Raw genomic sequence first — 19,070 nt, 5'->3', positions numbered from 1 at the left:
CAGTTCGGTCCCTATCCGCCGCAGGCGCAGGAAACTTGAGGGGGGCCGTCCCTAGTACGAGAGGACCGGGATGGACAGACCGCTGGCGTACCAGTTGTCCCGCCAGGGGCACAGCTGGGTACCCAAGTCTGGGAGGGATAAGCGCTGAAAGCATCTAAGCGCGAAGCCCGCCCCGAGATGAGGTTTCCCGCGGAGTTAATCCGGTAAGACCCCTGGAAGACTACCAGGTAGATAGGCCGGGCGTGTAAGCCGGGTAACCGGTTGAGCGGACCGGTACTAATAGGTCGAGGGCTTGATTCCGGCGGTGCCTCCGCTGTGAAGTTTTGAGGGAGCAGGGAAAGGAAATTTCCGGTGGCCATACCGGAGGGGAAACACCCGTTCCCATCCCGAACACGGAAGTTAAGCCCTCCAGGGCCGATGGTACTAGGGGGTTGACCCCTGGGAGAGTAGGTCGCTGCCGGAAAGTCTTCCTACACGCAAGCACCCCCGCAATTACGCGGGGGTGTTGCCTTTTGGGACAAATACTTGTTTTTTAAGCGGGAGTTATGTACAATATTGGGGTATAGGAGAGGAGCCTGGTTTGGGAGGAAACGGGCATGGAGAAGGGGACCTGGACGGTTAAAAAAGGCCTGGCCGAGATGCTCAAGGGCGGCGTGATCATGGACGTGACTTCACCGGAGGAGGCCAGGATTGCCGAAGAAGCGGGCGCCGTGGCCGTGATGGCCTTGGAGCGCGTTCCGGCCGACATACGCGCCGCCGGCGGTGTGGCCCGCATGGCCGATCCGGCTTTGATCCTGCGCATCATGGACGCGGTGACCATACCGGTAATGGCCAAGGTGAGAATCGGCCACTTTGTGGAGGCACAGATACTGGAGCAGATCGGCGTTGACTACATAGACGAGAGCGAGGTGCTGACCCCCGCCGACGAGCAGCACCACATTGACAAGCACCAGTTCAAGGTGCCCTTTGTGTGCGGTGCCCGCAACCTGGGCGAGGCCCTGCGGCGCATTGCCGAGGGGGCGGCCATGATCCGCACCAAGGGGGAGCCGGGCACGGGCAACGTGGTGGAGGCCGTGCGCCACATGCGGCTGATGATGGCCGAGATCCGCCGCCTGCAGAGCATGCGCCGGGACGAGCTGATGGCCGCGGCCAAGGAGATGGGCGCGCCTTACGAGCTGGTGGTGCAGGTGGCCGAGCTCGGCCGGCTGCCGGTGGTGAATTTTGCCGCCGGCGGCATTGCTACGCCTGCCGATGCGGCCCTCATGATGCAGCTGGGGGCGGACGGCATCTTTGTGGGGTCGGGCATTTTTAAGTCCGAGAACCCCAGGGCCTACGCGCGGGCCATTGTGGCCGCCACCACCTACTACAACGACCCCGCCGTTTTGGCCGAGGTTTCAAAGGAGCTGGGCCGCGCCATGCCCGGCCTGGAGATAGCCACCATTGCCCGCGAGCAGCGCATGCAGGAAAGGGGCTGGTAGGGAATCACCTGCCCGGGCGGGCGTGAGAAGGGAGTAATAAAGAGATGGTCGTTGGCGTGCTGGCCCTGCAGGGCGCCTTCCGGGAGCACCAGCAGGTCCTGGAGGCCATGGGGGTAAAGACGCGGCAGGTGCGCAAGCCGGAGGAGCTGGAGGGCATTAGCGCCCTGATCATACCGGGCGGCGAGAGCACCGCCATAGGGAAGCTGTTGGTAGACTACGGGCTGATGGAGCCCATACGGGAGATGGCTGCAGGGGGGCTGCCCATTTTCGGCACCTGCGCCGGCCTTATCTTGCTGGCCAAGGAAATAACCGGTTCACCGCAGCCCAGGCTGGGGCTGATGGATATAAGGGCGGAGCGGAATGCCTTTGGCCGGCAGGTGGAGAGCTTTGAAGTGGACCTGGAGGTGCCGGCGTTGGGGGAAAAGCCCCTGCGGGCCGTTTTCATCAGGGCCCCTTACATTTCTGCGGTGGGCCCAGGGGTGGAGGTGCTGGCCAGCCTGGGCGACGGGAAGATAGTGATGGCCAGGCAGGGGCGGTATTTAGCCTGCGCCTTTCACCCGGAGCTGACCGAGGACCGCCGCGTGCATCGCTACTTTCTGGAGCATTGTTCCTAATTTGCTGTTGCCAAAGCCGACAATTTGTAGTATCATAATCAACGAGTTCAAAATGGCAAACCCGATGCAGGGGTAGAGTAGCCGGGAGGGCCTTTGCAGAGAGCCGGTGGTTGCTGCGAACCGGTAAGGTGCCCGGTGAAAGAGCTCCCCGTAGGGGATCTGTCGAAAACAGAAGTAGGCAGGTACGGGCCGGTCCCGTTATCACCGTCGAGGGGGCAGGTGAGGTTTCCCTTGCCTGCCAAGTAGGGTGGCACCGCGGGAGGAAGGCCCTCTCGTCCCTGCTGGGAATCCAGCCGGGGCGGGAGGGCTTAAATTTTTAGGCGTTACGCTAAAAGAAAGGGAGAGGTGGACGATGCAGGATAAGCATTACCTGTTGATTCCGGGCCCCACACCTGTACCCCCGTCCGTCTTGCAGGCCATGTCCCGACCCATGATCGGCCACCGCAGCGAGGAGTTTGCGGCCCTGCACCGGCGCATCCAGGAAAAGATCAAGCATGTTTTCCAAACGGAACACGAGGTTTTTATCCTTACCTGCTCCGGTACGGGCGGCTTGGAGGCAGCCGTGGCCAACGTCCTTTCCCCGGGGGATAGGGTGCTTGCCCTCATTACCGGCAACTTTGGGGAAAGGTTTGCCAATATAGCCAGGGCTTACGGTGCGGAAGTTGACGAGGTGCACTTTGGCTGGGGAAGTGATGTGGACCTGGCGGTGGTAAAGGAAAAGCTGGCCCGCGGCGGCTACAAGGCCGTGCTGGCCACCCACAACGAGACTTCCACCGGCGTGCTCAACGACATTGCCGGCATCGGCGCCTTGGTGGCCGAAACGCCGGCGCTCCTGCTGGTGGACGGTGTCAGCAGTGTGGGCGGCGTGGAGATAAAGATGGACGAGTGGCACGTAGACGTGCTGGTTACCGCCTCGCAAAAGGCCATGATGCTGCCCCCGGGGCTGGCCATGATCGGTGTTAGCCCCAAGGCCTGGAGGGTAATAGAGGAAAACCGCGCCCCGCGGTTTTACTTCAGCCTGCCGGCGGCCCGGAAATCCCTGGAGAAGTGGAACACGCCCTATACGCCCAATGTGACCCTGTTCCAGGGCTTAGACGCCGCCCTGGATATGATGCTGGCCGAGGGGCTGGAAAACGTCTACCGCAGGCACCGGCTCCTGGCCCGGGCCACGAGAAATGCCGTGCGCGCCCTGGGGCTGGAATTGCTGGCCGGGGACGCTTGCGCTTCACCGACAGTGACGGCAGTGAAGAGCCCGCCGGGCATTCCGGCCGACGATCTGCGCCGCGTGCTTAAAGCGGAATTTGGCATCACCTTTGCCGGCGGCCAAGGCATCCTTAAAGGGAAGATTTTCCGCATTGCCCACATGGGCTTTGCCGACAAAATGGACGTCATGGTGGCCGTCAGCGGCCTGGAGATGGCCCTCGCCCGCATGAACTACCCGGTGGAGCTGGGCAGGGGAGTGCGGGCGGCGCAGGAAACGTTCCTGGGGAGGGAACAGCGGTGAAGAGGGTACTGGTTATGGACGGTGTTTCTGCAGAAGGTTTGGCTCCCCTGTTGCGCGAGCCTGACATAGAGGTGGTTAACGGTCGCCCCATGAGCGAGGACGAGCTGGTGGAGGAAATTGCCGGTTACGATGCCCTCATCGTGCGCAGCGCCACGAAGGTTACCCGCCGGGTCATAGAAGCCGGGAAGAGGCTAAAGGTTATTGCCCGCGCCGGGGTGGGGGTGGATAACATCGACCTGGAGGCGGCCACCATGCAGGGCGTGCTGGTGGTCAACGCCCCCAACGGCAACACCATTGCCGCCGCCGAGCACACCATGGCCATGATGCTGGCCCTGGCCCGCAACATACCTCAGGCGGTGGCCAGACTAAAGGAAGGGGTCTGGGATAAGAAGTCCTTCCTGGGCGTGGAGCTGCGGGGCAAAACCCTGGGCATAATAGGCCTCGGGCGCATTGGCTCGGAGGTGGCCAAGAGGGCCCAGGGCATGGAGATGAACGTCATTGCCTACGATCCTTACATCGGCGAGGAAAAGGCCGCCCGCCTCGGGGTGGATCTCGTTTCCCTGGAGGACCTTTACCGCCGCGCCGACTTCATCACCATTCACATCCCCAGGACCAAAGAGTCCTACCACATGATCGGCGAGCAGGCCTTTGCCCTCATGAAGGAGGGCGTGCGGATCATCAACTGCGCCCGGGGCGGCATCATTGACGAGGAAGCCCTCTACCGGGCGCTGGTTTCCGGGAAGGTGGCCGGGGCGGCGCTGGACGTTTTTGAGAACGAGCCCAACACGGACAGCCCCCTTTTGAAGCTGCCCAACGTCATTGCCACCCCCCACCTCGGCGCTTCCACGCTGGAGGCGCAGGTTAACGTGGCCCGGGACGTGGCCGAGGAGGTGCTGGCGGCCCTGCGCGGGGGGCTGGTCAAGAACACAGTGAACATACCGCCCATCAACCCGCAGGTCCTCTCTGCCGTCCGCCCCTATCTGGGGCTGGCCGAAAAGCTGGGCAGCTTCCTGGCACAGCTGGTCAGCGGGCGCGTGCGCAAGATCGAGGTAATTTACAGCGGCGAGCTGGCCAAACTGGAGGTGGGGCCGCTTACCACGGCGGTGGTCAAGGGGTTCCTGGACCCCATCCTGCAGCAGAGGGTGAATTACGTCAATGCGCTTCTCCTGGCCAAAAACCGCGGCATCCAGGTCTTCCAGGCGGTGGACGGCGACCAGGACGGTTACACGAGCCTGATTACCGTGAAGGTCTACGCGGACAAGGCGGAAAAGAGCGCCGCCGGGACCATCTTCGGCAAGGCGGACCCGCGCATTGTCATGGTGGACGGCTACCGCGTGGACGTGGTACCCAGCGGCTACATCCTTTACGTGCCCCACATCGACAAGCCCCGCATAATCGGCCCCGTGGGCCTGCTCATCGGGGAGCAAAACGTAAATATAGCCTTCATGCAGGTCGGGCGCAAGGAAATCGGCGGAAAGGCGGTAATGCTCCTGGCCATAGACTCGCCGGTGCCCGCGGAAACCCTGGCCAAGATTACCCAGGTGGACGGCGTGCTGGACGTGAAGATGATCCACCTTTAACGGGAGGCGCCGGTGAGTTGCGGGAAACGCTGATCATCATGGTGCGGCACGGAGCCACGGAGTGGAACCGCCTCTCCCGCTACCAGGGCCGGCTGGACGTGCCGCTCTCCGCGGAAGGCCTCGCGCAGTGCCGCGCCCTGGCCGGGGCGCTGTCCCGCGTGAAGCTGGCCGCGGTGTACGCCAGCCCCCTCTCCCGGGCCCTTTCCTGCGCCAGCGAGGTGGCCGCGCGGCACGGCCTGCCGGCCATCCCCCTGGCCGGCCTGGAGGAAATATGCCACGGGGAGTGGGAGGGGATGCTCCTCTCCGAAGTGGAGGAAAAGTACGGGTGCCTTTTGCAACGGTGGCGCACCCTTCCCTATACCGTGCGCATGCCCGGGGGGGAGTCGCTGCAGGAGGTGGAGGAGCGCGCCTGGCGCGCCCTGGAGTTCATGGCCGGAGCCCACCCGGGGGAGGCGGTCCTGGCCGTTACCCACGATACGCCCATCCGGGCCGTCCTGCGGCGCATGCTCAACCTCGACCAGCGCGCTTTCTGGCAGATTAAGCTGGACAACACGGGCATCAACGTTTTCGGCTTTTGCCGGGGCCGCTGGCGGGTGATCACCTTAAACGATACCTGCCATTTGGGCGGCTGGCTGGTGGCCGGCGAGCAGCTGGCCCTGTAGTAGCAGTAAATAACGCTGTGGAGGGAGAAAGCGGTGCTGGATTTGCGGTTTGTGCGTGCCCATCCGGAGGTAGTGGCGGAAGCCTTAAGGAAAAGGGGAAGCGAGATCAGCCTGGAGCCTTTCCTGGAACTGGACCGGAAGTGGCGGGAAAAGCTGGCAGCCGCCGACCAGCTGAAAAACAGGCGCAACGTCGTTTCCGAGGAAATCGGGCGGCGCAAGAAAGCAGGCGAGGAAGCCGAGGAACTGGTGCGGGAGATGCGGGAGGTTTCCGCCCGCATCAAGGAGCTGGACGAAGAGATAAGGGATCTGGAAGAGCAAATCCAGATGGCCCTCCTGCAGATTCCCAACATTCCCCACGAGAGCGTGCCGGTGGGCAGGGACTCTTCTGATAACGTGGAAGTGCGCCGGTGGGGCGAGCCTCGGAAATTTGACTTCCCGCCCAGGCCCCACTGGGAGATCGGGGAGGCCCTGGACATCATTGATTTCGAGCGGGGCGCCAAGGTAGCGGGAGCGCGTTTTTCGTTTTACAAGGGAGCCGGGGCCAGGCTGGAGAGGGCGCTCATCAACTTCATGCTTGACCTGCACGTAAAGCATGGCTATGTGGAGGTGTTCCCTCCCTTTATTGTCAACGCCGACAGCATGGTCGGCACGGGACAGCTGCCCAAGTTTGCCGAGGACATGTTCAAGCTGGAGGGGAGGAGCTATTACCTCATCCCCACCGCTGAGGTGCCCGTTACCAACCTCTACCGGGAGGAAATCATCCCTGCCGCGCGCCTGCCCATTTACCACTGCGCCTACAGCGCCTGCTTCCGGGCCGAGGCCGGGGCGGCCGGCCGGGAGACGCGGGGGCTCATCCGCCAGCACCAGTTCAACAAGGTAGAGCTGGTTAAGTTTACGCGCCCGGAGACTTCCTACGAGGAGCTGGAAAAGCTTACCGCCGATGCCGAGAGGGTGCTGCAGCTCCTGGGCCTGCCCTACCGCGTGGTCTGCCTCTGCACGGGCGACCTGGGCTTTGCCGCCGCCAAAACCTACGACCTGGAGGTGTGGCTGCCCAGCTACGGGGAGTACAAGGAAATCTCCTCCTGCAGCAACTTTGAGGACTACCAGGCGCGGCGGGCCAACATTCGCTTTAAAGAGCCCGGCGGTAGGCCGCGCTTTGTGCATACTTTAAATGGCTCCGGCCTGGCCGTGGGGCGCACGGTGGCGGCCATTTTGGAGAACTACCAGCAGGAAGACGGCAGCGTGGTCATCCCCGAGGTGTTGGTTCCCTACATGGGCGGGCAGGAGAGGATTGAGCCGGTAAAGTAGGGTTTACCGGTGCGGCTGGAGCCAGGCAGGCCTGTCTTGTCCCGGCCCTGTCGGCAAGGCCGCTTTTTTACGTACCTTTGCCGGTCCTCTCTTTGTGGTTGTGAGCGGGCGGTTTTATCTGTTAAGATTGATTCTTGGATAATCTTTCGTGAGGTGTTGGTTGAGTGGGCACGATTAAGGAAGCGGAGCTTCCCGGACTTGGTAAAAAGTTTGTGGTGCAGCTGGATAGCGGGGAGCAGCTGGGTATCGTCATTTACGACGAAGGGCACCGTGAGCTTTTTTGTTTTCCTCCCGGGGAAGAGGAGCCCTCTTGCTCGGTTACCCTTACCGACCAGGAGGCGCGCCAGGTAGGTGCTATAATCGGCGGTGCGGCCTACCAGCCAAAGCTTTTAGAAAAACTTGAGATGGCCATTGCCGACCTGCATATCGAGTGGTTAAAGGTGGCTACAAACTCGCCGCTGGTGGGAACGTCCATCGGCGAGCTGGCTCTGCGGAAGAGGTACGGGATTACAGTTATTGCCGTAATTGAGAGTGCGGGGGGAGGCAGAAAGAGGACGGCTGCCATTAACCCCGGCCCGAATTTTGTGTTTGGCGCCGGGCAGACAGTGGTGGTGGCCGGCAGGAGGGATGCCCTGAAGCAGTTTGAAAAGATGGTTTCCGGTGAAGGAGGTTAAAGGTGCACAGCGCTCAGCTATTTAACCTTCTTCTGGTTTTTTTAATTGTCAGCAGCGCGGTTCTTATAGCCCATAAATTCCGCTTTTGCGCCATACCCTTTTTGATCCTGCTGGGGGCCCTCTTTGGTCCCCATGCCCCGCAACATTCTTCGTTTAGTTTTCGTTTGGTGGAAAACACAGAGTCCCTCGCTTTGTTGAGCCAGCTGGGGCTTTTGTTTTTGCTTCTCTATCTCGGGCTGGAATTTTCGGCCGGCCGGGTGATTGAGCGCGGAGCCGTTATTTTAAAAAGCGGTTGCGTTTATGTCGGTCTGAATTTTTTGCGCGGACTTGCCTTGGGATGGGTTATTTTCCGTTCATGGCCGGAAGCGCTGGTGGTAGCGGGAATCACTACCGTTTCCAGCAGTGCCATTGTTACCAAGCTCCTGGTGGAGCTAAAACGCAGCGCCAATCCCGAGACGGAACTCATTCTTGGCATCCTGGTTTTTGAAGATGCCTTTGTAGCCGTTTATCTTTCCCTTTTGTCGGCGTACCTGTACTCTGCGGGTGCATCGCTTTATGCGGGATTGCTGGCAGGGCTGGTGACACTGGTTTTCGTTTTAGGGGTACTTTTTCTCGGCCGTTTTATTGCTCCTTGGCTGGACCGGAGGTTGGGCTTTAAGAGCGGCGAACCGTTGATAATGGTTGTGTTTACCCTTCTTTTGGCCGTAGCCTGGTTGGCGGGGGAGGTTGGTGTTACAGAAGCAGTAGCCGCTCTTCTTCTGGGCCTTGTGCTGGCGGAAACATCCCATGCCAGACGCCTCGTGCAGCTTGTTACACCGCTGCGCGACCTTTTTGGTGGCGTTTTCTTTTTCACCTTTGGCATGGAAATTGACTACAGGCAGTTTGCACCTGTGGCCGGTTTGGCCGGTGTGGCTGCGGCGGTAACGGTGGCTGGTAATTTTCTGGCCGGCATGCTCAGCGCCTGGCTTGGAGGCTACAGGGGGCGGGCGGCGGTAAACGTGGCGGCGACCATTATAGCCAGGGGGGAGTTTGCCATTATTGCGGCAGAGCTTGCCGGACCGGCTTTGGGAGGAGGGCTAATGGCCCCTCTGGCCGCGCTTTACGTGCTCATCCTCGCTTTTGTCAATCCGGTTTTGGCTAAACGTACGCGCCAGATACACCAGGGGTTGGAAGTCGTTAAGGAACTCTTTTGGCGTCGCCAAGGGCCGCGCTTGACGGGGAAATAAAAATGGGGTATTTAACTGAATAAATGCTCATTCACTTTTTGACGCGGGAGGGTTCTTCCGTGGACATTCAACCCTATGATCTGCCCTGCGATACATGGTTGGAAGTGATGGGCCGCCTGATGCTGGCCTGGGACGGCCAGTGGTTTTTAAAAGTCATGGAAGAATTTGGCCTGGAGGCCGCCATGCGCCTGAATACGCGCGTGCGCCTCTCCTTTGGCCGCATAGAGATGAGGACCGTACTGGCCGCCCTGGGTAAGCCCAGGGCTGACGACCTCACGGACGCCCTGCGCATCATTTTTACGTACAGCCGCGTTTTTCTGGGTAACCGCATGGAGGGGGATTACCGGGTTCTCCCGGAAGGAGTGGAAATAACCGTTAGCTCTTGTCCGGTGTTTGAAAACGCCCGCAGGGCCAACCTGGAGAGGTGCGACCAGGCCTGCGTGGGCTGCCCGGATCTCTGGAGGACCTGGTTTGCGGTGCTTTTGCCGGAGGAAGAGATAGAAGTGGCGGCGCTGGCCCGCATGGGCATGGGGGATCCCAGCTGCCGCTACCTTGTGACCGAAAAGAGGGGTGGCGCGTGACCGCCGTCCTTAGGCCTCAGGCCTCTGCTGCTGGCGCGCGGTGTTGACAGGGGTGCCTGCCTGTGATAAGATTAACCATGAGCTTGTGTTTGCCGGAAGGGTGGAGGGGTGTCCGAGTGGTTTAAGGTGGCGGTCTTGAAAACCGCTGGGCCGTCGAGCGGCCCCGTGGGTTCGAATCCCACTCCCTCCGCCATTTTTAATGCCGTGGAGAGCTGGCCGAGAGGCTGAAGGCACCCGCCTGCTAAGCGGGTAGACGGCTGTTAAGGCTGTCTCGAGGGTTCGAATCCCTCGCTCTCCGCCACTTTTTTAGTCCGCCCGCCCGGCGCATGGGTACCTTGACAGCCCCCTTGCATTTTGGTACAATAGCTTTTGCCTGGCCGGTTCGAGTTCTGACCGTGTGCCTGTAGCTCAACTGGATAGAGCATCAGACTACGGATCTGAGGGTTGGGGGTTCGAGTCCCTCCAGGCACGCCAGGTAAATCAAGGCCTCCGGTAAACGGGGGCCGTTTTTGTTGGGTAGGTTTACGGCAATAAAAAGACGGTAGGCTCATGCCACTACCAGCTCCACGAACCGGAAGTTCACCGCATCCACCAGACCCCGGTTGGTTACCCGCAGTTCCGGTATGACCGGCAGGGATAAAAGGGCCATGGTCATGAAGGGAGATATCAGGGGGCAACCGAGCTCCTTCCAGGCGCGGTCCAGATCGGCCACCATGCGCTGCACCTCTTCCACGGGGCGGTCGGACATGAGCCCGGCAATGGGCAGGGGCAGGAGAGCCAGTATGCGGCCCCCGCGCACGGCCACCATGCCTCCCTGGCAGTCGGCCAGGGTGCTGGCGGCCAGGGCCATGTCGGCATCGTCCACCCCGACCACCAGCAGGTTGTGGCTGTCGTGGGCCACGGTGGAGGCTACGGCCCCGCCCTGGAGGCGAAAGCCCCTGACCAGGCCGAGGCCCATATTGCCCGGCCCGCCGTGGCGCTCGATGCAGGCCACCTTGGCGATGTCCAGCTCGGCGGAGGCCCTGATCTCCCCGTTTTCCACGGGCACCTCCACCACCCGGTGCAGGGTGGTCACCTTCGCTTCCACCACCTCCATGACGCGCACGAGGGCTTTTTTAACCCCGGGGCCTGCGTTGATGGCAAAGTCGGCGGCGGAAGGCCGCTTTTTTAGGCGCACCGTATTGCGGGCCCGGTCGGGGTACTCGAAGGGCGGGAGGTCGTAGAGCATACGTCCTCCTTCTGCCACCAGTACGCCGTCCGCCATCACCCGTTCCACCTGCATTTCCGCCAGGTCGGAAACAAAGAGGATGTCCGCGCAACGCCCGGGGGCAATGCTGCCCAGGTCCCTGGCCATCCCAAAGCACTGGGCCGTGTTAATGGTGGCCATTTGGATGGCCCGCAGCGGGTCCACTCCTTCTCGGATGGCCCGCCGCACCACGTGGTTGAGGTGGCCGCGGGTGAGGATGGTTTCCGGGTGGGTGTCGTCGGAGACCAGTATTGCCAAGCGGGAATCTATCCGGCTTTCGGTTATGCTCTTCACCGTGGCCTTGACGTCCTGCCAGGCGGAACCCTCCCGCAGCTTGGCATACATGCCCAGGCGCATGCGGGCCAGGGCGTCTTCCCTGCGGGTGGACTCGTGGCAGGAGGCAATGCCGGCGGCAATGTAGGCGCACAGGCCCACCCCGGTTTCCGGGGAGGCGTAGTGACCGGTAACAATCTTGCCGGCCTTCAGCGCAGCCTGGATTTCCCCGTGCACCGTGGGGTCGCCGGCCAGGACGCCCGGGAAGTTCATCATTTCCCCCAGGCCGATGATACCCGGCCAGGACATGGCCTCCGCTATCTCCGCCGGGCCGAGGCGGGCCCCGGCATCCTCAAAGCCGGGAGCTGCCGGGACACAGGAGGGCATGGTGGTAAAGACCTTGAGGGGCAACCTTTCCCCTTCCGCCATCATGAGGCGGATGCCCTCCATGCCCAGCACGTTGGCCATTTCGTGGGGGTCCATGAAAATGGCCGTGGTGCCGCAGGGGACCACCGCCCGGGCAAACTGCGTGAGGGTGACCATGCTGCTCTCCACGTGGATGTGCCCGTCCAGCAGCCCGGGGACCAGGTAGCAGCCTTCGGCGTCGAGCACCAGGGTGTGCTCCCCGACGGTATGGTCGGCCCGGCCCACCAGGGCAATGCGCCCGTGCTTGATGGCCACGTCCAGGCCCTCCTGGATTTCGGCGGTATGTACGTTGACCAGGCGCCCGTTTTTAATTACCACGTCGGCCGGTATTTTCCCCTGGGCGGCCAGGGCCAGGTCCGCGGTGACTTCCCAGAGGGGGCGGCGGTTGGGTGAGTACAGCATAGGCTTCACCTCACAAAGTGGCAGCTTGGGCGCCCCCGCGCTTGACAAGGCGGGGGCGGCGGTTTATCATTAAAGGGCAGGGTTTTTGCGCCCGTAGCTCAGGAGGACAGAGCAGCGGTTTCCTAAACCGCGTGTCGGGGGTTCGAGTCCCTCCGGGCGCACCAGCATAAAAGCCAGGCCCCGCAAGGGATTGCGGGGTTGTTCTGTTTTATAGGGGCCTTTTTAGTTTCGGGCCTCTACTCCTTCCACCCCCCAGGGGTGTGCGGCCACCGCCCGCACCGTTACCAGAGATCCCCGGGCTACTGCGCCGGAAGAAACGGGAAAGCGCACCCTCACATAGTGCTCGGAAAAGCCCTCTGCGGTACCGCCCTCCACCTTTTCGACCAGTACCCGGAGCGTGCGGCCCGGGAAGCGGCGGTGATACCGGAGGGCCAGCTCCCCGTCCAGCGCCCGCAACTCCTGAACCCGCCTTTTTTTAACGTCCGGGGCCACCTGGTCCGGGTAGAGGGCAGCCGGGGTTCCCAGGCGGGGCGAAAAGGGGAAGACGTGCAGGTGGGAGAGGCCCAGCGCGCGGGCCAGGTCGATGGTCTTGCGGTGATCCTCTTCGGTTTCCCCCGGGAAGCCCGCAATCACGTCGCTCCAAATGGAGGCGTCGGGCATCAGCTCCCTGGCCCGCCGCACGGTGCGGGCAAATTCCTCCGCCGTGTACCTCCGGCCCATTTTCCGGAGGATGCGATCCGAACCGCTTTGCAGGGGGAGGTACAGGAAGGGGCAGGCCTTGGAGGAGCCGGCTATGGCCAGGAGGAGTTCCTCGCCGGCGTCCATGGGCTCGATATAGCTCAGGCGCAGGCGGAAGTCGTAGGGGAGGGCATCTATTTCCCGGATAAGGCGCGCGAGGCTCCAGCCGGGCATGTCCCTGCCGTATGCGCCCAGATGGTTCCCTGCCAGCACGATTTCCCGGTAGCCGGCCCCGGCCAGCTCTGCCACGCGGGACAGCACTTTTGCCGGGTCGAGGCTGCGGGAGCGGCCCCTGGCCACCCGCACCACGCAGTAGGTGCAGGCTTCGTCGCACCCCTCCTGGATTTTGAGTACGGGGCGCGTGCGGTTTCCGGGCGCCGCCGGGGGAAGGTCTTCGAGATCCGGCCCCGGCCCGCCGGGATCCACCTGCACTTCCCGGCAGGCTCCGGGCTGCAAGAGGCGTCTTTTCAGGATTTCCGGCAGGCGGGCACGCCCGGCGGTGCCGATAATAACGTCCACCTGCGGGAGCCTTTCCTTTACTTCCTCTGGATAAACCTGGGGGTAACAGCCGGCCAGGACCACCAGGGCATGGGGGTTTTCCCTTTTGGCCTGGCTGGCCAGCCGCCGCGCCTCCGCGGCTGCCTGGGCGGTTACCGCACAGCTGTTGATGATATAGACGTCGGCCTTTCCCTCCGTGGCCAGAAAGCCGGCGTCTTCCATGGCTTTTTTCACGGCCAGGCCCTCGTACTGGTTGACCGGGCAGCCCAGGGTTTTTATTTTAAAGGTGAAAGGCAAGAAAGCGTCCCTCCAGATGCCTTTATGTCCTCATTATACCACGGGACGGGGCTTCCCTTGACGCCGCAAGGGGGTCCTGCTAGAATAAACTTGTTTGGCAGTGGGAAAGGAGGGGCGAGACAGTGGGCGCTCGGCACTACGATGTGGTTATTGTGGGGGCCGGGCCCGCCGGCATTTTTACCGCCCTCGAGCTGGTCAAGGCTGAAAAAGGCCTGAAAATTCTCATGGTAGAAAAGGGGAAGGATCTGGCCAGCCGGCGCTGCCCTTCCCGGCAGAAGGGCGAGGCCTGCTTTAAGTGCCAGCCTTGCTCGACCATCTGCGGCTGGGGAGGGGCCGGCGCCTTCAGCGACGGCAAGCTCACCCTCTCCACGGAAATCGGTGGCAGCCTGGAGGAGTATGTGGGCGAGGACCGGCTGAGAGAGCTGATTGATTATATAGACGCCCTTTACCTGGAGTTCGGGGCGCCGGACAGGGTTTACGGGCTGGAGCACGCCGAAGCCGTTGAGGAGTTCCGCCACCGGGCGGCGCAGGCGGAGCTAAAGCTTATCCCTGTGGCCATCCGCCACCTGGGCACCGGCCGCTGCCAGGAAATCCTGGCGCGCATGGAAGAGTTTTTGCTTTCGGCGGGTGTGGAAATACGCACCTCTTGCCCGGTGGAAGCCATTCTGGTAGAAAATAAAAGGGTGCGGGGAATAACTACCACCGGAGGGGAAACCTTTTACGGGCGGTACGTGGTGGTAGCCCCGGGCCGGGAGGGGGCAGAGTGGCTGGCCTGGCAGGCGCAACAGCTCGGCCTCTCTACAGCCATCAATCCCGTGGACATCGGGGTGCGGGTGGAGGTGCCCGCAGCCGTTATGGAGCCGCTCACCAGCGTTTTTTACGAGGCCAAGTTTATCTACTACTCCCGCACCTTTGAGGACAGGGTGCGCACCTTTTGCATGAACCCCTACGGGGAAGTGGTCATGGAGAACAACGACGGGCTGGTGACGGTCAACGGCCATACCCACGCCTACCGCAAGACGAACAACACCAACTTTGCCGTGCTGGTGAGCAAGACGTTTACCGAGCCCTTCCGGGAACCCATAGCTTACGGCAAGTACATTGCCAGCCTGGCCAATCTCCTGGGGGGCGGCGTCATCGTGCAGAGGCTGGGCGACCTTCTGGCCGGCAGGCGGAGCACCGCGGAGAGGATCAGGAAGTGCCTCACCGTGCCCACCCTGCCTACGGCCACGCCGGGAGATCTCAGCCTGGTCTTCCCGTACCGCCACCTCGTGGCCATCGTGGAGATGCTGGAGGCCATGGACAAGGTGGTGCCGGGCGTTTACTCGCGCTACACCCTCCTGTACGGTGTGGAGGTGAAGTTTTACTCTTCCCGGCTGGCCCTGACCCCGGGGCTGGAAACTCAGGTGCAGAACCTCTTTGCCGCCGGGGACGGGGCAGGGGTGACCCGGGGCCTGGCCCAGGCCTCGGCCTCCGGTGTGGTGGTGGCGCGGGAGATCCTCAAAAGGGGGTAAATAGCGGCATGCCGACTCTGGTGCTGGTGGGTGTGCAGTGGGGGGACGAGGGAAAGGGCAAGATCACCGATTTTCTCGCCCGCCAGGCCGACCTCATCGTGCGCTACAACGGCGGCAATAATGCCGGGCACACGGTGGTGGTGGCCGGCCAGCAGTTCAAGCTGCACCTCGTGCCCTCGGGTATCCTGTACCCGGACAAAATGTGCATAATTGGCAACGGCGTGGTGGTGGACCCCGAAGTGTTGATCGGTGAGCTGGATCTCCTGGAGAGCCGGGGGGTGAGCACGTCGAATTTGCGCATCAGCTCCCGCGCGCACGTGATCCTGCCCTACCACCGCCGCCTGGACTTCTGTGAAGAAGAGGCCAAGGGGGAAAACCGCATTGGCACTACCTGCCGGGGTATTGGGCCGGCCTACACGGACAAGGTGGCGCGCACGGGCATCCGCATGGCCGAGTTTGTGGACGAGGAAGATTTCCGCGCCTGCCTGGCAAGGAACATCGCGCAAAAAAACCGTCTCTTCCAGGGGGTTTTTGGCGTGGCGGGTATGGACCTGGAGGAGATCCTGCCCTCCTACCTGAACTACAGCCGGCGCTTAAAGCCCTTGGTGGTGGATGCAGGCCCCCTCATCAACCGGGCCATAGATGAGGGCAAGAAGGTGCTCTTTGAAGGCGCCCAGGGGACGCTGCTGGACGTAGATCACGGTACCTACCCCTATGTGACCTCCTCCAGCCCGGTGGCGGCGGGAGCGTGCGTAGGTGCCGGGGTCGGTCCCACGCGCATTGACCGCGTGATGGGTGTGGCCAAGGCCTATGTGACCAGGGTGGGGGGCGGCCCCTTCCCCACGGAGCTGAAAGACGCCACCGGGGAGTACATGCGCAGCCGGGGCGGCGAGTACGGCACCACCACCGGGCGACCGCGCCGCTGCGGGTGGTTTGACGCCGTGGCGGGCAGGTACGCGGTGCAGGTGAACTCCCTGGACTACCTGGCCATAACCAAGCTGGACGTGCTCACGGGCTTACATACCCTGCGCCTTTGCACCGCCTACCGCTACAAAGGGGAGGTCATCACCGAGTTCCCGGCTTCCCTCAAGGTCCTGGAGGCCTGCGAGCCGGTGTACGAGGAAATGCCCGGCTGGCAGGAGGACATTACCCGGGCCCGCTCCTACGAGGACCTGCCGGCCAACGCGCGCCGTTACATCGAGCGCATAGAGGAGCTTTTGGGCGTGCCGGCGGTTATCCTGGGCGTGGGGCCGGGACGCGAGGAAACCATCATCCGCCGGGAAGTGTTTTAAATGCCAGCCAGCATTTTTCTGGGGAGAACGTATTGACACTTCTGTGCGGCGTAGTGTATTATAACAGGTGCGAGTCAGCGGTGAGCCGTTAGCTCAGCAGGTAGAGCACCTGACTTTTAATCAGGGGGCCGCAGGTTCGATTCCTGCACGGCTCACCATCCTATGGCCCCATGGTCAAGTGGACTAAGACACCGCCCTTTCACGGCGGTAACGCGGGTTCGAATCCCGCTGGGGTCACCAGGGTCAGGTGGTGCCGGATAAAGCACCACCACCTAACCAGACAAAAAGCCCTTCCGGCCGCTCCTGCGGGAAGACCGGGCAGGCGGAAGGGCTTTGCTTTTCCTACGCTTCATAAAAAAAGGCGGCGGCAGCCCCTATCTCCTGCCGCCGCGCGGGTTTTAAGGTAGCGGGCTATAGCCGCACGCTTACCCCGTACTCCCGGAACCACAGGTCCACCTGGTAGAGGTAGGCCAGGAGTTGCGGGCCGCGCATGAGCTGGCCGTACCAGGGGCGGTCCATGCCCGTAGCCTCCTCCAGGGCAAAGCGGCGCACGGCCTGGCGGTCGATGAAGGGTGCCAGGGGTGAGGAGGGGTCGTCCAGGACCTCCAGCACGAGCCTGCGCACGGCCTCGAGGTAGGCCGGGTGGTGGGTCTTGGGGTAGGGAGACTTCTTGCGCGAGAGCACCTCCCCCGGCAGCAGGCCTTCCAGGGCCAGCCGCAGGATGCCCTTTTCCATCCCTCCGTGCCTCTTCATCTCCCAGGGGATGTTCCAGGCATACTCCACCAGGCGGTGGTCGCAGAAGGGCACCCGCACTTCCAGGCCGCAGGCCATGCTCATGCGGTCCTTGCGGTCCAGCAGGGTGGCCATAAACCACTGCATGGTGAGGTAGAGCAGCTCGCGCATGCGGGAGGCGTAGGGGCTTTCTCCCGGCAGCCGAGGCACTTCGGCCAGCGTTTCCAGGTAACGCCGGGAAACGTACTCCTCGGGGCGCACCAGCTCTACCAGTTCCCTGGAAAGGAGGCGCGTGCGCGGGCCGACGTCCGGTGCCCAGGGGAAGGTTTGGGCCTCAAAAACTTCCCGGCGGAAGAACCAGGGGTAGCCGCCGAATATCTCGTCGGCGCACTCCCCGGAGAGGGCCACGGTGGCCTCCTTTTTTACTTCGCGGCAAAAAAGCAGCAGGGAAGAGTCGATGTCGGCCATGCCCGGAAGGTCCCGGGCCCTCATGGCCTCGCCGAGCGTCTCCGCTAGCCGGGAGGGATCCAGCACCACCCGCCGGTGGTCGGTGCCCAAAAATTCCGCGACCATTTCCACCCATGGAGTATCATTTCCCGTTTCAAAAGGATTAGCCTGAAAGTACCGCTCGTTTTCCAGATAGTCCACCGAGAAAGTGCGTAAGATGCCGGAACCTTTTTCGCGAAAGGCCCGGGCGGCAACGGCGGTGATGGCGCTGGAGTCCACGCCGCCCGACAGCAGGGTGCAGACCGGCACGTCGGCCACCAGCTGGCGCCGCACGGCGTCCTCCAGGAGCCAGCGCACCTTGGCCGCCGTGGTGGGGAGGTCGTCCTGGTGGGGCAGGCTCTGTAGCGACCAGTAGCGGTAGACCCGCAGGCCCTGGGGGCTAAAGACTAAGCAGTGGCCGGGGCGGAGTTCTTTCACCCCGTAGAAGACACCGTGCCCCGGCGTGCGGCCGGGCCCCATGATAAAGATTTCCGCCAGCCCCTCGGCATCCACCTCCGGTTTTACCGCCGGGTGCGCCAGGAGGGCCTTTAACTCCGAGCCGAAAATGAGCCCGCGGCCCCTTAAAGCGTAAAATAGGGGCTTGACCCCCAGGCGATCCCGGGCCATAAAGAGGGTCTGGGTTGCTTCGTCCCATACGGCAAAGGCAAAAATGCCGTTTAAGCGCTCCACGCACTCCCTGCCCCACTCCATGTAGGCCAGGAGGAGGGCTTCGGTGTCCGAGTGCCCGTAAAAGCGGTAGCCCCGCGCCGCCAGCTCCTCCCGCAGTTCCGGTGTGTTGTAAAGCTCGCCGTTGTAGGTGAGGACGAAGCAGTGCCCACCGCGCCGGCGGATCATGGGCTGGCCCCCGCCCGCCGGGTCCACCACCACCAGGCGCCGGTGGCCGATGGCCGCCCGGGGTGAGAGCCACATTCCGGCGGCATCGGGACCGCGGCAGGCCAGGGTGGCCGTCATGTTTTCTAAAATGTGCTTTTGGCGGGTGAGGTCCTCTTCCCAATCCACCCAGCCGGTAATCCCGCACATGGTTATCTCCCTCCTGCGGTAAAATCCCGGAAGCAAAGGCGCCCCGGCAGGATGGCGTTTTGCTCCTTCCGGGGCGCCTTTGCCCGTGTTGCCAGGATTCATACTATGCGGCGGCCTCCCCGGAGGTTCGCGCTCCGGGGACGGGGCGCGCGGGGTTCGCAGGCCACCAGGACGGCGGCAACTGAGTGATCCCCAGCTTTTAGAAGGAGATATTAAGCGAAAAGGGCAGGAAAAAAGGATTCTCCCCCCGAAAATTAGCTGTTAAGGGAGGAAACAGCAAAGGGGGAGAATCCTTAATGAGCCTGAATCGTTTTGTTGAATTATTTATAACATGGTTGGCCGGAATTCACAAGACCCAAGTGAAGACCCTGGCGGTGCTGGTATATGGGCTTTTACGCTCGCCCCGTTTAGGGGTAGCATCTTTGGGGCGGGCCTTACCCGGGCCGACGGCGGAGAAGCACCGCATCAAGAGAGTGGACCGTTTTTTGGGCAACCGCC

At 62.4% G+C, this 19,070-nt stretch carries 14 protein-coding genes, 6 tRNA genes, 2 rRNA genes, 1 pseudogene and 1 other annotated feature; of the genes and pseudogenes, 20 read left to right on the top strand and 3 right to left on the bottom strand.

The features are described from left to right. From G454_RS0112360 to G454_RS0112295, 14 genes are all read left to right on the top strand, one after another. A 23S ribosomal RNA gene (locus tag G454_RS0112360) occupies nt 1–300 on the top strand; the annotation flags it as partial. 47 nt (nt 301–347) lie between these two features. Next, nucleotides 348–463 (top strand): 5S ribosomal RNA (gene rrf, locus G454_RS0112355). A 133-nt stretch (nt 464–596) separates the two neighbouring features. Continuing rightward, nucleotides 597–1,478, top strand: coding sequence for a pyridoxal 5'-phosphate synthase lyase subunit PdxS (gene pdxS / locus G454_RS0112350; RefSeq protein WP_027718876.1), 882 nt, complete (start codon nt 597–599; stop codon nt 1,476–1,478). 44 nt (nt 1,479–1,522) lie between these two features. Continuing rightward, nucleotides 1,523–2,092, top strand: coding sequence for a pyridoxal 5'-phosphate synthase glutaminase subunit PdxT (pdxT, locus tag G454_RS0112345; protein WP_027718875.1), 570 nt, complete (start codon nt 1,523–1,525; stop codon nt 2,090–2,092). A 55-nt stretch (nt 2,093–2,147) separates the two neighbouring features. Continuing rightward, nucleotides 2,148–2,375: a binding site (T-box leader), on the top strand. Nucleotides 2,376–2,444: 69 nt separating this feature from the next. After that, nucleotides 2,445–3,596 (top strand): pyridoxal-phosphate-dependent aminotransferase family protein, encoded by a 1,152-nt coding sequence (locus G454_RS0112340; protein ID WP_027718874.1) that lies wholly within the window; start codon nt 2,445–2,447, stop codon nt 3,594–3,596. Next, a complete protein-coding gene (gene serA, locus G454_RS0112335) occupies nt 3,593–5,176 on the top strand; it encodes a phosphoglycerate dehydrogenase (RefSeq protein ID WP_027718873.1) in 1,584 nt (527 codons plus the stop codon). The genes G454_RS0112340 and serA overlap by 4 nt, the downstream gene beginning before the upstream one ends. A 17-nt stretch (nt 5,177–5,193) precedes the next feature. After that, nucleotides 5,194–5,838 (top strand): histidine phosphatase family protein, encoded by a 645-nt coding sequence (locus tag G454_RS0112330; protein ID WP_027718872.1) that lies wholly within the window; start codon nt 5,194–5,196, stop codon nt 5,836–5,838. Nucleotides 5,839–5,871: 33 nt separating this feature from the next. Then, on the top strand, nt 5,872–7,146 hold the full coding sequence (gene serS / locus G454_RS0112325; RefSeq protein ID WP_027718871.1) for a serine--tRNA ligase: 1,275 nt from the start codon (nt 5,872–5,874) through the stop codon (nt 7,144–7,146). Between the two features lie 164 nt (nt 7,147–7,310). Continuing rightward, the gene (locus tag G454_RS0112320) at nt 7,311–7,820 is read left to right on the top strand and encodes a cation:proton antiporter regulatory subunit (RefSeq protein WP_027718870.1); all 510 of its coding nucleotides are present in this window, start codon (nt 7,311–7,313) and stop codon (nt 7,818–7,820) included. Between the two features lie 2 nt (nt 7,821–7,822). Further along, nucleotides 7,823–9,046, top strand: coding sequence for a cation:proton antiporter (locus G454_RS0112315; protein WP_051276360.1), 1,224 nt, complete (start codon nt 7,823–7,825; stop codon nt 9,044–9,046). A gap of 23 nt (nt 9,047–9,069) precedes the next feature. After that, entirely contained in the window at nt 9,070–9,627 is a 558-nt protein-coding gene (locus G454_RS0112310) for a hypothetical protein (RefSeq protein ID WP_169719359.1), read from the top strand. A gap of 102 nt (nt 9,628–9,729) precedes the next feature. Further along, nucleotides 9,730–9,820 (top strand) — tRNA-Ser (locus G454_RS0112305). 13 nt (nt 9,821–9,833) lie between these two features. Beyond that, nucleotides 9,834–9,928: transfer RNA gene (locus G454_RS0112300), tRNA-Ser, on the top strand. 96 nt (nt 9,929–10,024) lie between these two features. Next, nucleotides 10,025–10,101: transfer RNA gene (locus tag G454_RS0112295), tRNA-Arg, on the top strand. A 73-nt stretch (nt 10,102–10,174) separates the two neighbouring features. Here the strand turns inward: G454_RS0112295 and ade are convergent. Beyond that, on the bottom strand, nt 10,175–11,974 hold the full coding sequence (ade, locus tag G454_RS0112290) for an adenine deaminase (protein WP_027718867.1): 1,800 nt from the start codon (nt 11,972–11,974) through the stop codon (nt 10,175–10,177). An 87-nt stretch (nt 11,975–12,061) separates the two neighbouring features. Here ade and G454_RS0112285 point away from each other — a divergent pair. After that, a tRNA-Arg gene (locus G454_RS0112285) sits at nt 12,062–12,138 on the top strand. Nucleotides 12,139–12,196: 58 nt separating this feature from the next. Here the strand turns inward: G454_RS0112285 and mtaB are convergent. Next, nucleotides 12,197–13,507: a tRNA (N(6)-L-threonylcarbamoyladenosine(37)-C(2))-methylthiotransferase MtaB gene (mtaB, locus tag G454_RS19025; RefSeq protein WP_051276358.1), complete on the bottom strand. Its 1,311-nt coding sequence runs from the start codon at nt 13,505–13,507 to the stop codon at nt 12,197–12,199. Between the two features lie 122 nt (nt 13,508–13,629). Here mtaB and G454_RS0112275 point away from each other — a divergent pair, with 122 nt between their 5' ends. The 4 genes from G454_RS0112275 (at nt 13,630) to G454_RS0112260 (ending at nt 16,553) form a co-directional block, all read left to right on the top strand. After that, nucleotides 13,630–15,021 carry an NAD(P)/FAD-dependent oxidoreductase gene (locus G454_RS0112275; RefSeq protein ID WP_035107762.1) on the top strand — a complete coding sequence of 464 codons (1,392 nt, stop codon included), beginning with the start codon at nt 13,630–13,632 and terminating at the stop codon, nt 15,019–15,021. Nucleotides 15,022–15,029: 8 nt separating this feature from the next. Next, on the top strand, nt 15,030–16,313 hold the full coding sequence (locus G454_RS0112270; RefSeq protein WP_027718865.1) for an adenylosuccinate synthase: 1,284 nt from the start codon (nt 15,030–15,032) through the stop codon (nt 16,311–16,313). A gap of 82 nt (nt 16,314–16,395) precedes the next feature. Further along, nucleotides 16,396–16,471: transfer RNA gene (locus G454_RS0112265), tRNA-Lys, on the top strand. A 6-nt stretch (nt 16,472–16,477) separates the two neighbouring features. After that, nucleotides 16,478–16,553 (top strand) — tRNA-Glu (locus G454_RS0112260). Nucleotides 16,554–16,724: 171 nt separating this feature from the next. Here the strand turns inward: G454_RS0112260 and asnB are convergent. Beyond that, nucleotides 16,725–18,572: an asparagine synthase (glutamine-hydrolyzing) gene (gene asnB / locus G454_RS0112255; RefSeq protein ID WP_027718864.1), complete on the bottom strand. Its 1,848-nt coding sequence runs from the start codon at nt 18,570–18,572 to the stop codon at nt 16,725–16,727. 296 nt (nt 18,573–18,868) lie between these two features. On the opposite strand from asnB, the pseudogene G454_RS22130 reads away from it, so the two are divergent. Then, a pseudogene (locus G454_RS22130) lies at nt 18,869–19,070 on the top strand (hypothetical protein); the annotation flags it as partial.

The organism is Desulfovirgula thermocuniculi DSM 16036, from assembly GCF_000429345.1.
Taxonomy (GTDB): domain Bacteria; phylum Bacillota; class Desulfotomaculia; order Desulfotomaculales; family Desulfovirgulaceae; genus Desulfovirgula; species Desulfovirgula thermocuniculi.
Note: the sequence above shows the minus strand (reverse complement) of the source record. Positions and strands in the feature narration are given on the sequence as shown.

Bases quoted from the DNA above. Each gene is read 5' to 3' on its own strand.
- pdxS (WP_027718876.1), top strand. From the start codon at position 597: ATGGAGAAGGGGACCTGGACGGTTAAAAAAGGCCTGGCCGAGATGCTC.
- pdxT (WP_027718875.1), top strand. From the start codon at position 1,523: ATGGTCGTTGGCGTGCTGGCCCTGCAGGGCGCCTTCCGGGAGCACCAG.
- G454_RS0112340 (WP_027718874.1), top strand. From the start codon at position 2,445: ATGCAGGATAAGCATTACCTGTTGATTCCGGGCCCCACACCTGTACCC.
- G454_RS0112310 (WP_169719359.1), top strand. From the start codon at position 9,070: ATGCTCATTCACTTTTTGACGCGGGAGGGTTCTTCCGTGGACATTCAA.
- ade (WP_027718867.1), bottom strand. From the start codon at position 11,974: ATGCTGTACTCACCCAACCGCCGCCCCCTCTGGGAAGTCACCGCGGAC.
- G454_RS0112270 (WP_027718865.1), top strand. From the start codon at position 15,030: ATGCCGACTCTGGTGCTGGTGGGTGTGCAGTGGGGGGACGAGGGAAAG.
- asnB (WP_027718864.1), bottom strand. From the start codon at position 18,572: ATGTGCGGGATTACCGGCTGGGTGGATTGGGAAGAGGACCTCACCCGC.